Genomic DNA, 13,030 nt, shown 5'->3' on the forward strand with positions numbered 1-13,030 from the left:
TGGAATTGCCACTAAGCTGACAGAACGGCCAAGACGATGAAATTTCTCGATGAAGCAAAAGTTTATATTCGCTCCGGCGACGGCGGTGCCGGCGCGGTTTCCTTCCGGCGTGAAAAATTCATCGAATTCGGCGGCCCTGATGGCGGTGACGGCGGGCGTGGTGGCGATGTCTGGGTGGAGGTCGTCAATGGTCTCAACACGCTCATCGATTTTCGCTTCCAGCAGCACTTCAAGGCCACCATCGGCCAGCACGGCATGGGCCAAGGCCGGACTGGCGCGAAAGGTGCCAGTGTGGTGTTGCGCGTTCCCGTTGGCACGCAGATTTTTGAAGAAGACAATGAAACGCTGATTATGGACCTGACCAAGGAAGGCCAGCGGTTCCGTTTGGCTGCCGGCGGCAATGGCGGCTTCGGCAATGCCTATTTCAAGTCCTCCACCAATCAGGCCCCGACGCACGCCAACCCCGGCCTTCCCGGTGAGGAAAAGATGATCTGGCTTCGCCTGAAGCTGATTGCCGACGCAGGCCTGGTCGGCCTTCCCAATGCGGGCAAGTCTACATTTCTGGCGACAGTCACCCGCGCACGCCCGAAAATAGCCAACTATCCCTTCACAACGCTGCATCCCAATCTGGGCGTTGCCACCATCGATGGCCGCGAATTCATTCTGGCCGATATTCCGGGCCTGATCGAGGGCGCTCACGAAGGCGTCGGCATTGGCGACCGTTTCCTTGGTCACGTTGAGCGGACCCGTGTTCTGTTGCACCTCGTTTCGGCGCAGGAAGAGAATGTCGGTCAGGCTTACAAGACCGTCAAACGTGAGCTTGCAGCCTATGGCGGCGGGTTGACCGATAAGCCCGAAGTCGTGGCGCTCTCGCAGATCGACGTGCTGGACGAAAAAGAGCTGAAGAAGAAGGCGAAAGAATTGGAAAAGGCCTGTGGCCGTCCGCCGCTTCTTTTGTCTGCTGCTGCCCATATCGGCATGCTGGAGGCCCTTCGCGAGTTGCGCGATATCATCGTATCCGACAGCCGAGGCGGCAACACCGCGATGCCGGATCGCTCCATGCCTGTAGATGACGATATCGAGGATGGAGACGACCGTCTATGACATCGATCTCGACCGCGGCGCGCAAGCCCCTCGGTAGTCACCACCGCATCGTCATCAAGATCGGCTCCGCCCTTCTGGTTGATCGTGCGAGCGGACTGAAAAAGGAATGGCTCAACGCCATCTGCGAGGACATCGCTGCGCTGAAGGCTAAGGGTGTAGATGTGCAGGTCGTGTCTTCGGGCGCTATCGCTCTTGGCCGCACCGTGCTCGGTCTACCCTCGGGAACACTGAAGCTTGAGGAAAGCCAGGCGGCGGCAGCGGTCGGCCAGATTGCACTGGCACGCGCATGGTCCGAGAGCTTGTCGAAATACGATATGGTCGCTGGCCAGATTCTGTTGACGCTGTCTGACACGGAAGAGCGCCGCCGTTATCTCAACGCCCGTGCGACGATCAATCAGTTGCTCAAGATCGGTGCAATCCCGATCATCAACGAAAACGACACGGTTGCGACAACGGAAATCCGCTACGGCGACAATGACCGCTTGGCCGCGCGCGTGGCGACCATGACCGGTGCGGACCTTCTGGTTTTGCTGTCGGATATCGATGGGCTCTACACGGCACCGCCACATCTCGATCCCGAAGCCCTGTTTCTGGAGACGATCGAAAAGATCACGCCCGAAATCGAGGCCATGGCAGGTGGAGCAGCATCGGAACTGTCGCGCGGCGGCATGCGCACCAAGATCGATGCAGGCAAGATCGCAACCGCTGCCGGTTGCGGGATGATCATCGCGTCGGGAAAGACGCTCAATCCATTGAAGGCCATCGAAAACGGTGCACGTTCTTCATGGTTCGCCCCCTCCGGTACGCCCATTACTGCCCGCAAGACCTGGATCGCCGGACAGCTCCAGCCTGTCGGCGAACTGCATGTGGATGCGGGTGCTGAAAAGGCGCTTTACGACGGTAAAAGTCTTCTGCCAGCAGGTGTGAGACTGGTGAAGGGTAATTTCGGTCGCGGTGACGCAGTTGTCATTATCGGCTCGCAAGGTCGGGAAATTGCCCGTGGCCTTGCCGGTTATGATGACGATGAAGCACGGCAGATCAACGGCCATAAGTCTACAGAAATCGAGGCGATCCTCGGTTATGTCGGTCGCGCAGCGATGATCCATCGCGACGATCTGGTGATGACGGGTGCGTCCGTCAACGTAAAACATGCAAACAAGGATGAAATCGATGCCTGAACAGGCCGTGAAGCAGAGCCATGAAATCGAAACGCTGATGATGTCCATCGGCGCTCAGGCAAAGGCTGCTTCCCGACCGTTGTCCATTGCCAGCGCGGACCAGAAAAACCGGGCCCTGCTGGCCATGGCGTCTGCCATCGAGGCATCAGAGGCGAAAATTCTCGAGGCCAATGGCAAGGATGTTTCCGCCGCCAAAAGTGCGGGCATTTCAGGCTCCTTCATCGACCGTCTGGAACTCGATACATTGCGAATTTCCGCGATTGCGGAAGGACTTCGCTCCATAGCAAAACTTCCCAACCCCGTTGGAGACGTGATTGCGGCATGGGATCGGCCCAATGGTTTGAAGATCGAGCGGGTTCGCACACCGCTCGGCGTCATCGGCGTGATCTATGAAAGCCGCCCCAACGTCACCGCTGATGCGGGCGCGCTTTGCCTGAAGGCAGGCAATGCCGTCATTCTGCGCGCCGGTTCTGATTCACAATATTCATCGCGCGCGATCCACGCCTGCCTTGTTGAAGGGCTGAAGATCTCAGGCCTTCCAGAACATGCGATCCAACTGGTACCGGTCACAGATCGCGCCGCCGTCGGCAGCCTGTTGGCGGGACTTGGCGGCACGGTGGATGTCATCGTTCCACGTGGCGGCAAAAGCCTCGTCGCCCGCGTTCAGTCCGAAGCGCGCGTCCCGGTCTTTGCCCATCTCGAAGGCATATGTCACGTCTATATCGATAAATCCGCTGATTTGACCATGGCACGTGATATCGTTTTGAATTCCAAAATGCGACGCACGGGCATTTGTGGCTCGGCCGAAACCCTGCTCATCGATAGCGCAGCCGCATCCACGCATTTGAAACCATTGGTCCAGGTGCTCATCGACGCAGGCTGCGAAGTTCGTGGTTTGCAAGCTGTACAGGATGCCCTTGAGGGCGTGAAAGCGGCAACCGAGGAAGACTGGCGCACGGAATATCTCGATGCCATCATCTCGGTCGCTTTGGTCGACGGTATTTCCGGTGCCATCGAACATATCGGCGCTTATTCTTCCAATCACACCGAAGCCGTGATCGCCGAAGATGCGGACGTGGTTGCTCGTTTCTTCAACGAGATCGATTCGGCCATTCTGCTGCACAATGCCTCCACGCAATTTGCTGACGGCGGTGAATTCGGTATGGGCGCTGAAATCGGCATCGCCACCGGCAAGATGCATGCGCGTGGCCCCGTTGGCGTCGAGCAGCTGACGTCCTTCAAATACCGTGTGCATGGCACCGGCCAGACGCGGACCTGATATGTGACTGACGATCCCGGTCTGGACAAGCGCTACCTTACCATGCCGCATACGGAGCGCGGCATGGTGATCGGCCTTTTCGGCGGGTCGTTCAATCCGCCCCATGCGGGTCATGCACTGGTTGCCGAAATCGCTTTGCGCCGTCTGGGACTGGATCAACTCTGGTGGATGGTGACACCGGGAAATCCCTTGAAAAACAGGGCCGACCTCGCTCCCTTGAAGTGCCGCATCGCGGCCTGCGAAAAGCTCATCAGCGACCCACGTGTCAAAGTGACAGCTTTCGAGCAATCCTTCGGTGTTACCTATACCGCCCATACTCTTGCGCTCATCAAGGCGAAGAACCCCCATGCGCGGTTCATCTGGATCATGGGTGCGGATAATCTGCGGACATTTCACCGTTGGCAGAAGTGGCGCAAGATCGCCGAAACGTTCCCTATCGCCGTCATAGACAGGCCGGGCGCCACCCTCGCCTATCTTTCCTCCACCATGGCGCAAGCCTATAGCCATGCGCGTGTCGATGAAGACGATGCCGGTATCTTTTGGACGAAGACAGCACCGGCCTGGATGTTCATCCACGGCCCGCGCTCGACACTGAGTTCCACGGCACTGCGCAACGAGCATAAATGAAGTATGCGGGGCACATCCTTCGCCCACATCTTGAAAAGTTGACGCTTTGGTGCCAACTTTATTGTGTGCCGCAAGAATCGCGTCGCGCAGTATCTGGTTTGTCATTTCGGAAGGGAAAACCACTGACAACAGTACACACCAAGGGAAGAGCTTTCAGCGCTATCCCAAAGAGCATGGAGAGTGGCGTTGATGCTGCCCGTCGTGCCCTCGGAACCGTCCTTACAAGTGTCGAGGACTCCAAAGCAGAAGATATCGTTTACCTGAATATTGCCGGAAAATCGGCGCTTGCGGACTACATGGTTGTGGTTTCCGGGCGTTCGAACAGGCATGTCTCGGCGATCTGCGAACATCTCATGTCCGACATGAAAGATGAGGGCTTCGGCCATTCGCGCATCGAAGGCCTCGAAAACGGCGACTGGGTCGTGATCGATGCTGGCGATGTCATCATCCATGTGTTTCGTCCTGAAGTCCGAGCATTCTACAACATCGAGAAGATGTGGGCTGCTCCCGACATCGAGGAAGAAACGCTGCACTGATGCGGCTTCCTAGCTGATGCTGACGCATCACCCGCATAGGAATCCGCAGCCCGTCCTGATAGACACGCAACTGGCAACATTTGCGATATGGATGGATGTGTGAATGCGGATTTCAATTTTTGCGGTGGGACGGCTCAAATCCGGCCCTGAAAAGGATCTTGCGTCACGCTATCTGGACCGTTTCGCCAAAACCGGTCCGGCAATCGGCCTGGAATTTTCCCGCATCATCGAGGTCGCTGAAAGTCGTGCCTCGAACGCTGAAACGCGCAAGCGTGAAGAAGCTGCCATGCTGGAAAAACATCTGGTCGATGGCGCCGCTCTCATTTTGCTGGATGAACGCGGCAAGGCGCTCGACAGCCCGGCTTTTGCGGATTTGTTCGGCAATATGCGCGACAGCGGCAAACGCGATCTCGTGATCGCCATCGGCGGCGCGGACGGGCTGGATCCCGCGCTTTATGACAAGGCGTCCGCTGTTTTATGTCTTGGTAAACTCACATGGCCGCACCAACTGGTCCGTATCCTCATCGCGGAACAGCTTTACCGTGCGGTGACGATTCTGTCCGGCCATCCCTACCATCGCGTTTGAAAGCCCCAGCCGCGGGTCTCGCCACAAATCCGGCCATCATATCGCCTAGCACGGCGATGACCCCATTGGCGTGAAGCGCCGAAGCAGCGTATGGTCGCCCATATTTTCGACGGTTAGACATATTCCATGGCAGATGTACCCAGCAGCAACAGGTGGACGACCCTTTCGGGCGTGATCCTTGCTGCCTGCATGGTCACTGCCTATCCCTCCTTTCGGGTCTTTGCCCAAGAGGATGCTGCGCCCGCCACGATACAGGATGCAACCCAGCCTGCAAGTGATCTGGACGCACTCGAAAAGCGCCGTGACCAGAACCGCCAGGATTTGCAGGAACTGGTCGACAGCATTGGCCTGTCCGAAGACAAATCCCGCCAGCTTCAAGACAGCATTGCCGCGCTCAATCAGGATACGGCCAGGATCAAGGACGAACTGATCGCCTCGGCGAAACGTCGCAAGGACCTGGAAGCCAAGATCAGCGACGGCGAAGACCGCCTTGCCAAGCTCGGCATCCGCGACGACGAGGTCAAGGCGTCTTTGAGAGAAAGGCGCGGCGTGCTTGCTGAAGTGCTGGCCGCTCTTCAACGCATGGGGCGTAATCCGCCCCCTGCACTCCTGGTTTCACCGGAGGATGCGCTTGCATCGGTGCGAAGCGCCATTCTTCTGGGCGCCGTCGTTCCCGGTATTCGATCCGAGACAGACAAGCTGGTCGCCGCTCTCAAAGAGTTGACCGACGTGCGCCGCGCTATCGCCAGCGAGAAAGAACAGCTGACGGGCACGATGACGGCGAGCTTGGAGGAGGAAAAGCGGCTAGACCTGCTCCGTCTTGAAAACGAGAAGCGCAACACCCAGACCGCAAGCGATCTCGACGCAGAACGCCAGCGTTCTGAAGAACTTGCGAGCAAGGCAACAAGCCTCGAAGGTCTGGTTTCATCGCTTGAAAACGAGATTTCCTCCGTGCGGGATGCCAAGGAAAAAGAGCGTCAGGAACAGGAAAGACTGGCCGCGTTATCGCAGGCCGAACGGGACAAGGTGCAGGCCCAAACCGACGCCGGAATGCCCGATAAAAACCGCATTGCGCCCGCATATCCGTTTTCGAGTCTGAAGGGCAAGCTGGCCATGCCGGTCTCCGGAGATGTGCTGCGAAAGTTCGGCGATGCTGACGGAACGGGGCATTTTTCCAAGGGAATCGTGGTTGCGACTGGCCCCGAAGCACTGGTAACGGCGCCTGCCGACGGCTTCGTTGTTTTTGCCGGTGAGTTTCGCAGTTATGGCCGCATGATTATTCTCAATGCCGGGGACGGTTATCATCTGGTGCTGACAGGCATGGACAATGTGAGGACTAGGCAGGGCATGTTTGTGTTCTCTGGCGAACCCATCGCCTCCATGGGCGCAAAAAGAGTGGCGAGTGCCGCTGCATTGGCGCTGGAAACTGACAAGCCGACACTTTACATTGAATTTCGAAAAGACGGCGTGCCAGTTGATTCTCAACCTTGGTGGACCGTAAAAAATACCGGAAGGGCGCGCAATGATTCGTAAGGCTTCACTTCTCCTCATTGGTGGACTTATGGGTGCCACAGCGATGAGCGTTATCTACTCGGCAAGCATGCCGGCGCAGGCCGCTGGCCCCTCGACCTATAAGGAGCTGTCGATTTTTGGTGACGTGTTCGAACGCGTGCGCGCCCAGTATGTGACACCACCTGACGATAAGAAGCTGGTTGAAAACGCCATCAACGGCATGCTGAGTTCACTCGATCCACATTCGAGCTTCCTGAATGCTCAGGATGCCACCGATATGCGCTCTCAGACAAAGGGTGAGTTCGGCGGTCTCGGCATCGAAGTCACGATGGAAAACGAACTGGTCAAGGTCATCTCGCCCATGGATGACACGCCAGCTTCCAAGGCAGGCATTCTTGCGGGCGACTATATCTCTGAAATCGATGGTGCACCGGTCCGTGGTTTGAAGCTGGAAGAAGCCGTTGAAAAGATGCGCGGCGCCGTGAAGACACCGATCAAGCTGACAGTGATCCGCCAGGGCGCCGACAAGCCGCTCGACATCACCGTCATGCGTGAAATCATCGCCGTTCGCGCCGTCAAGTCGCGCGTCGAAGGTGGCGATGTCGGGTATCTGCGCGTTATCTCGTTCACCGAAAAAACCTATGACGATCTCGAAAAGGCGATCAAGAAGATTAAGGAAGACGTGCCAGCTGACAAGCTGAAGGGTTATGTCCTCGATCTGCGCCTCAACCCAGGCGGCTTGCTGGACCAGGCGATCAACGTCTCCGACGCCTTCCTGGAGCGTGGCGAAGTTGTTTCGACACGCGGTCGTAACCCTGAAGAAACCCGTCGTTTCAACGCAACCGCTGGCGATCTGACAGACGGCAAGCCGGTGATCGTTCTCGTCAATGGCGGCTCGGCCTCTGCATCGGAAATCGTGGCGGGTGCGCTTCAAGACCTGCGCCGCGCGACGGTTCTCGGAACACGCTCTTTCGGCAAGGGATCGGTCCAGACGATCATTCCACTCGGCGACACCGGAGCGCTTCGTTTGACGACAGCGCTTTATTACACACCATCTGGCAAATCCATTCAGGGTACAGGCATCACGCCCGACGTCAAGGTTGATCAGCCGCTGCCGGAAGAGCTGCAGGGGCGCGTGCGCGCTGAAGGCGAATCCAGTCTGCGTGGTCACATTCAGGGCCAAAGCGAGACGGAAGAGGGCTCGGGTTCGGCTGCATACGTGCCGCCAGAGGCCAAAGACGACATCCAGTTGAATTATGCGCTGGATCTCTTCCGCGGCACCAAGACGGACCCATCATTCCCGCCAAACCCCGAAAAGACTGTCGTCAACAAGCAGTAAGATTTAAGAGCATCGGGTCACCCCGATGCTCCTGTTTCACGCTCCCAGTCAGTCACGGATAGTTCATTGCCTTCAGACCTGCGCAAACCGCTCATGGGTCGAAACAAAAAGAAAAGCGCCGGGTCGTTCTGGCGCTTTTCTGCGCTTGCGGCTCTGATGGTGATTGGCGTCGGCAGTGTTGGCGGGCTATCGGTCTATACGGCGCTTTCGCCAGGCAATCTAAAGGGCAGCTCGACGGCGCCTGACGCCGATATCTCCGTTCCGCCATCCGAAACAACGCCGCAAGCGTCTAGCCCTAACCAGACCGGAGGCGAGCTCGTGCATCAAAGCGGGCGTTCCGGCGCGAATGTCCAGAGAAACACCATGGCGGACGGCAATGTCGTATCCGTCTATTCGCCACGCGAGCGCGACAGCAACGGCCCTGTGTTGATGAGCGGCCAAACATACGGGCAAGACGTGCGCATGGCAGCCCAACCCAATGAGGAACTGCTGGAGGATTCGTCCTTCGGCAGGCTGCCGACGACAGGCCCGGATGGCTTGAGACCCATGGAGCAATATGCCCGGCCATGGTCCGGTGCCAGAGGCACGCGGATCGCCATCGTCGTCGGTGGTCTCGGCCTCAGCCAGACCGGCACGCAGAAAGCCATTCGAGATCTGCCGCCGGAAGTTACACTCGGTTTTGCAGCAAGCGGCAACAGTCTGCAACGCTGGATGCAGGAAAGCCGCCGTGAGGGCCACGAAATCCTGCTTCAGGTTCCGTTCGAACCGTTCGGATATCCCGGCACGAATCCCGGACCGGACACCCTGCTCGTTGCCGGTCCCGCCAAGATCAACCTGGAGCGGTTACATCGCTCCATGGCGAAGATCACCAACTATACAGGCATCGTGAATTATCTGGGTGGACGGTTCATGGCGGATGAGAAAGCGCTGGAGCCGATCCTGAGCGATATTGGCAAACGCGGTTTGTTGTTTCTTGACGATGGCTCGTCTGCTCAATCAAAAAGCGCACCGGTTGCAAAGGCGCAATCGACTGCTGCGGGCTTTGCCGACCTGCAACTGGACGATCAGGTCAACGAGAACGCCATATTGCGCAAGCTGGACGATCTGGAGCGGATCGCGCGTCGCAACGGTTCTGCGATCGGCGTTGCCTCTGCTTTTGATGAAAGCATTGCCGCGATTTCCAAATGGTCGGTCGAAGCCTCCGGGCGCGGCATAGAAATCGTCGGCGTTTCCGCACTTGTTTCGGACAAGGCTGCCCCGTAAGTCTTTCTGCCACAGCACTCCATCCACCAAAGGTCCAAAATGACAATCAAAGCGGACGATCTACCCTACCGCCCCTGTGCGGGTATCATGGTTCTCAACGCCAAAGGGCTGGTCTGGGCCGGACGACGAATTTCGCAAGCTAACTCGGAATTCGATGGCTCTCCTCAACTCTGGCAGATGCCACAGGGTGGCATAGACGAAGGCGAGAAGCCGCTTGTCGCAGCCATTCGCGAACTCTACGAGGAAACGGGCATGAAGACCGTCTCACTGCTCGCAGAAGCCAGCGACTGGATCCATTACGACCTGCCGCCGAAACTGCTCGGCATCGGCCTTCGCGGCAAATATCGCGGTCAGACTCAGCGCTGGTTTGCGTTTCGCTTCAAGGGCGACGAAAGCGAAATACAGATCAACCCACCGCCAACAGGCCATGAAGCCGAATTCGATGAGTGGGCTTGGAAGCCGATGGAAAGCCTGCCGGACCTGATCGTTCCGTTCAAACGTGGGGTTTACGAACAGGTCGTTGCCGAATTCCGGCATCTCTCGGATCAATAAAAAAGGCGGCCAGAGGGCCGCCTTTTTCAATTCCACGATAAGGTAGTTTATTCTGATTCGGCAGCGTCAGCGGAGTCCGCATTGAGCTGGCCATACTTGGCTTCGCCGATCTTGCTCAAGAGGTCGAGTTGCGTTTCGAGGAAGTCGATATGGCCTTCTTCGTCGATCAGCAGCGTTTCGAAAAGCTTCATCGAAACATAGTCGCCCGCATCGTGACAGATGTCGCGTGACTTTTTATAGGCGGCGCGGGCATCATATTCGCCCGCAAGATCAGCCTCCAGAACTTCTTTGACGTTCTGACCGATGCGCAAAGGCGCGACGGTCTGAAGGTTGGGATGTCCATCGAGGAAGATGATACGATCAATGATCTTGTCGGCGTGCTGCATCTCTTCGATGGATTCGGCACGCTCTTTCTTGGCGAGCTTTGTATAGCCCCAATCGTTCAGCAGTCGGTAATGCAGCCAGTACTGATTGACCGCACCGAGTTCGAGGAACAAAGCCTCGTTAAGCTGCTCGATGACTCTTGTGTCGCCTTTCAATGTCCGCTCTCCTGTTATCTTCATGCAATTGTCTCAGGCGGGACATAAAATCAAAAACATCGGCCTCCGTCGAGTGGCGACGGGAATGATATTCTTCAGTCGTCTTGATAATCAGTTCGACCACGGTCGGAAAACAACCACAACAACGGCCGCGCTTGGCCATTGCGTGGTAGACTTTCGACGGGACGATAAGCTGCCAACAGTCCTCATCGAGCATCTCATTGATGACGTCGCGGATATCGTTATCTGTGATGTAATTACAGCTGCAAACGAGCATGGTTCTTTGCCTGTATGACGCAACACGTTGTTTTCATTCTTAAACCAAAACAGGATAGTCAGTGTCAAGAAAAAGATGAGGATCGCAATCGCGCAATTTTTTAGACTCTTTCTAAACTTAACAAAAATCCTCGTATTTTCATTTGGTTAGCATTCTCTGTCGCAAAGATTTGCGTTTTCAAGTTTTCGTCAACACTTCAGAAAAAGCAAAAGGCGATCACGAAAAGTTTACTGATTTGAGACTTCAAACAAAATACTGCCCACCATTCGCGGTCAACGTGGAACCGGTAATGAAGCCCGCATCGTCGGCAGCAAGAAACAGCGCGCAGCGGGCAATCTCTTCTGGCTCGCCGAGCCGTCCCACGGGAATTTGGGGGAGGATGCGCTCGTTGAGCACATTTTCGGGCATCGCACGCACCATCTCTGTCCCGATATAGCCTGGACAAATGGCGTTAACAGTGATGTTGCGCGAAGCACCCTCCTGTGCCAGCGCTTTGGTAAGACCAATATCGCCCGCCTTGGCAGCCGAATAATTGACTTGGCCTGCCTGCCCCTTCTGGCCGTTGATGGACGATATGTTAATGATCCGCCCAAAGCCACGCTCGCGCATACCGGGCCATATGGGATGGGTCATGTTAAAGACACCGTTCAGATTGGTATCCAGCACTTCACGCCATTGCTGCGGCGTCATCTTGTGAAACATCGCGTCCCGGGTAATCCCGGCATTGTTGACGAGAACCTCGATGGGACCGAAGTCAAGCTCGACCTGTGCGATACCCGCCACGCAAGCGTCGTAGTCACGGATATCCCAGCAATAGGCTGGAATGCCCGTTTCACTGCGAAACTGCGCCGCGCGCCCTTCTGTAAAAGCGTAATTGACCGCGACCCTGTAGCCGGCAGCGTGAAACGCTTTTGCGATGGCCGCACCAATTCCGCTCGTCCCGCCTGTTATCAAAGCAACCCGGCTCATCTCGGGGCCTCCCCTTATATCTGTGCGTCAGCCTTAAGATGGGACAAAGTGGCATTTCGATGATGCTGAGGTCAGAGACCTTCGAGGCACATGGCAACACCCATGCCTCCGCCGATGCACAGCGTGACCAAGCCTTTTTTCGCCTGACGACGCTTCATTTCGAAAAGGAGCGTATTGAGAACACGAGCTCCGGATGCACCGATGGGATGGCCGATCGCGATGGCCCCTCCATTGACGTTGACGATCTCGGGATCAAGTCCAAGGTCCCGAACGACGGCACAAGACTGCGCGGCAAACGCCTCGTTGGCCTCCACGAGATCGAGATCGGATACGGACCATCCCGCCTTGGCCAACGCCTTGCGTGATGCAGGAATTGGGCCGGTCCCCATGATTTGCGGATCGACACCAGCTGTCGCCCACGAGGCGATACGGGCCAAGGGCTGGAGCCCCCGCTTGGCCGCTTCAGCCTCGCTCATCAACAATACTGCAGCCGCGCCGTCGTTGAGACCCGAAGCGTTGCCTGCGGTCACCGTCCCTTCCTTGTCGAAGGCCGGGCGCAGCTTCGACATCGTATCCAGCGATGCGCCAGCACGGATGTATTCGTCCGCATCGACGGTTACGTCGCTCTTGCGACCCTTGATGACGAAAGGCACGATCTCATAGGTGAAACGTCCCGCAGACTTTGCGGCCTCGGCGCGGTTTTGAGAGGTGACAGCGAACCGGTCCTGCTCTTCCCGTGACACTTGCCATTGGCGCGCAATGTTTTCGGCTGTAACGCCCATGGCATAGCCGTAAAAAGCATCCGTGAGGCCATCCTTCATCATGGTATCGACCATTTTGAAGTCGCCCATCTTCACGCCGCCGCGCAGATGGGCGCAATGGGGTGCCATCGACATGGATTCCTGCCCGCCAGCAATGATGATGGACGCGTCACCCGTCACGATCTGCTGCATGCCGAGAGCAACCGCGCGCAAGCCCGACCCGCACAACTGATTGATACCAAACGCAGTTGCTTCCTGCGGAATGCCTGCTTTCATGGCTGCCTGCCGCGCTGGATTTTGCCCCTCACCTGCGCTCAGCACCTGCCCGAGAATAACTTCGTCCACCTCGTTTGCAGCAACCCCCGCTCGTTCCAGTGCGGCCTTGATCACCGTCGCGCCCAGGTCATGAGCGGGTGTATTGGCAAAGCTGCCGTTGAAAGAACCAACCGCCGTGCGCGCTGCGCTGACGATAACGATCGAGGACGACGTCATTTCAAAATCTCCCATT

The 13,030-nt window shown here is 57.0% G+C and carries 13 protein-coding genes and 1 pseudogene; 10 read left to right on the top strand and 4 right to left on the bottom strand.

Annotated features, from left to right (window positions below):
• The first annotated feature begins 36 nt into the window (after nucleotides 1-36).
• The 10 genes and pseudogenes from obgE (at nucleotide 37) to RMR21_RS13465 (ending at nucleotide 9,976) form a co-directional block, all read left to right on the top strand.
• On the top strand, nucleotides 37-1,104 hold the full coding sequence (gene obgE / locus RMR21_RS13420; RefSeq protein WP_498668477.1) for a GTPase ObgE: 1,068 nt from the start codon (nucleotides 37-39) through the stop codon (nucleotides 1,102-1,104).
• Nucleotides 1,101-2,282: a glutamate 5-kinase gene (proB, locus tag RMR21_RS13425; protein ID WP_498668478.1), complete on the top strand. Its 1,182-nt coding sequence runs from the start codon at nucleotides 1,101-1,103 to the stop codon at nucleotides 2,280-2,282. Before obgE ends, proB begins: the two co-directional genes overlap by 4 nt.
• Complete coding sequence (locus RMR21_RS13430; RefSeq protein WP_498668479.1) at nucleotides 2,275-3,561, top strand: glutamate-5-semialdehyde dehydrogenase; 1,287 nt, start codon at nucleotides 2,275-2,277, stop codon at nucleotides 3,559-3,561. The genes proB and RMR21_RS13430 overlap by 8 nt, the downstream gene beginning before the upstream one ends.
• Nucleotides 3,562-3,603: 42 nt before the next feature.
• Entirely contained in the window at nucleotides 3,604-4,188 is a 585-nt protein-coding gene (locus tag RMR21_RS13435; RefSeq protein WP_498670168.1) for a nicotinate-nucleotide adenylyltransferase, read from the top strand.
• 93 nt (nucleotides 4,189-4,281) lie between these two features.
• Nucleotides 4,282-4,724: pseudogene (gene rsfS / locus RMR21_RS13440) on the top strand (ribosome silencing factor).
• A 103-nt stretch (nucleotides 4,725-4,827) separates the two neighbouring features.
• Nucleotides 4,828-5,310: a 23S rRNA (pseudouridine(1915)-N(3))-methyltransferase RlmH gene (gene rlmH, locus RMR21_RS13445; RefSeq protein WP_498668480.1), complete on the top strand. Its 483-nt coding sequence runs from the start codon at nucleotides 4,828-4,830 to the stop codon at nucleotides 5,308-5,310.
• Nucleotides 5,311-5,436: 126 nt separating this feature from the next.
• The gene (locus RMR21_RS13450; protein WP_498668481.1) at nucleotides 5,437-6,843 is read left to right on the top strand and encodes a murein hydrolase activator EnvC family protein; all 1,407 of its coding nucleotides are present in this window, start codon (nucleotides 5,437-5,439) and stop codon (nucleotides 6,841-6,843) included.
• The gene (locus RMR21_RS13455) at nucleotides 6,833-8,161 is read left to right on the top strand and encodes a S41 family peptidase (protein WP_498668482.1); all 1,329 of its coding nucleotides are present in this window, start codon (nucleotides 6,833-6,835) and stop codon (nucleotides 8,159-8,161) included. The genes RMR21_RS13450 and RMR21_RS13455 overlap by 11 nt, the downstream gene beginning before the upstream one ends.
• Before the next feature lie 66 nt (nucleotides 8,162-8,227).
• Nucleotides 8,228-9,424 carry a divergent polysaccharide deacetylase family protein gene (locus RMR21_RS13460; protein ID WP_498668483.1) on the top strand — a complete coding sequence of 399 codons (1,197 nt, stop codon included), beginning with the start codon at nucleotides 8,228-8,230 and terminating at the stop codon, nucleotides 9,422-9,424.
• A 39-nt stretch (nucleotides 9,425-9,463) separates the two neighbouring features.
• Nucleotides 9,464-9,976 (top strand): RNA pyrophosphohydrolase, encoded by a 513-nt coding sequence (locus RMR21_RS13465; protein ID WP_498668484.1) that lies wholly within the window; start codon nucleotides 9,464-9,466, stop codon nucleotides 9,974-9,976.
• A gap of 47 nt (nucleotides 9,977-10,023) precedes the next feature.
• Here RMR21_RS13465 and bfr read toward each other — a convergent pair whose 3' ends face one another.
• The 4 genes from bfr to RMR21_RS13485 all read right to left on the bottom strand — a co-directional run bounded on the left by bfr (nucleotide 10,024) and on the right by RMR21_RS13485 (nucleotide 13,014).
• The gene (bfr, locus tag RMR21_RS13470) at nucleotides 10,024-10,515 is read right to left on the bottom strand and encodes a bacterioferritin (protein ID WP_174154453.1); all 492 of its coding nucleotides are present in this window, start codon (nucleotides 10,513-10,515) and stop codon (nucleotides 10,024-10,026) included.
• Nucleotides 10,481-10,792 (bottom strand): (2Fe-2S)-binding protein, encoded by a 312-nt coding sequence (locus RMR21_RS13475; protein ID WP_498668485.1) that lies wholly within the window; start codon nucleotides 10,790-10,792, stop codon nucleotides 10,481-10,483. The genes bfr and RMR21_RS13475 overlap by 35 nt, the downstream gene beginning before the upstream one ends.
• Before the next feature lie 243 nt (nucleotides 10,793-11,035).
• Nucleotides 11,036-11,761 carry an acetoacetyl-CoA reductase gene (gene phbB, locus RMR21_RS13480; protein WP_498668486.1) on the bottom strand — a complete coding sequence of 242 codons (726 nt, stop codon included), beginning with the start codon at nucleotides 11,759-11,761 and terminating at the stop codon, nucleotides 11,036-11,038.
• A gap of 71 nt (nucleotides 11,762-11,832) precedes the next feature.
• Nucleotides 11,833-13,014, bottom strand: a complete 1,182-nt coding sequence (locus tag RMR21_RS13485; RefSeq protein WP_498668487.1) for an acetyl-CoA C-acetyltransferase — start codon at nucleotides 13,012-13,014, stop codon at nucleotides 11,833-11,835.
• Nucleotides 13,015-13,030 lie beyond the last annotated feature (16 nt).

Origin of the sequence: Agrobacterium sp. rho-8.1, from assembly GCF_033957725.1 — a bacterium.
In the GTDB taxonomy this organism is placed as follows: domain Bacteria; phylum Pseudomonadota; class Alphaproteobacteria; order Rhizobiales; family Rhizobiaceae; genus Agrobacterium.

Bases quoted from the DNA above. Each gene is read 5' to 3' on its own strand.
- proB (WP_498668478.1), top strand. From the start codon at position 1,101: ATGACATCGATCTCGACCGCGGCGCGCAAGCCCCTCGGTAGTCACCAC.
- RMR21_RS13450 (WP_498668481.1), top strand. From the start codon at position 5,437: ATGGCAGATGTACCCAGCAGCAACAGGTGGACGACCCTTTCGGGCGTG.
- obgE (WP_498668477.1), top strand. From the start codon at position 37: ATGAAATTTCTCGATGAAGCAAAAGTTTATATTCGCTCCGGCGACGGC.
- rlmH (WP_498668480.1), top strand. From the start codon at position 4,828: ATGCGGATTTCAATTTTTGCGGTGGGACGGCTCAAATCCGGCCCTGAA.
- RMR21_RS13435 (WP_498670168.1), top strand. From the start codon at position 3,604: ATGCCGCATACGGAGCGCGGCATGGTGATCGGCCTTTTCGGCGGGTCG.
- RMR21_RS13455 (WP_498668482.1), top strand. From the start codon at position 6,833: ATGATTCGTAAGGCTTCACTTCTCCTCATTGGTGGACTTATGGGTGCC.
- RMR21_RS13465 (WP_498668484.1), top strand. From the start codon at position 9,464: ATGACAATCAAAGCGGACGATCTACCCTACCGCCCCTGTGCGGGTATC.
- RMR21_RS13430 (WP_498668479.1), top strand. From the start codon at position 2,275: ATGCCTGAACAGGCCGTGAAGCAGAGCCATGAAATCGAAACGCTGATG.
- phbB (WP_498668486.1), bottom strand. From the start codon at position 11,761: ATGAGCCGGGTTGCTTTGATAACAGGCGGGACGAGCGGAATTGGTGCG.
- RMR21_RS13485 (WP_498668487.1), bottom strand. From the start codon at position 13,014: ATGACGTCGTCCTCGATCGTTATCGTCAGCGCAGCGCGCACGGCGGTT.
- RMR21_RS13475 (WP_498668485.1), bottom strand. From the start codon at position 10,792: ATGCTCGTTTGCAGCTGTAATTACATCACAGATAACGATATCCGCGAC.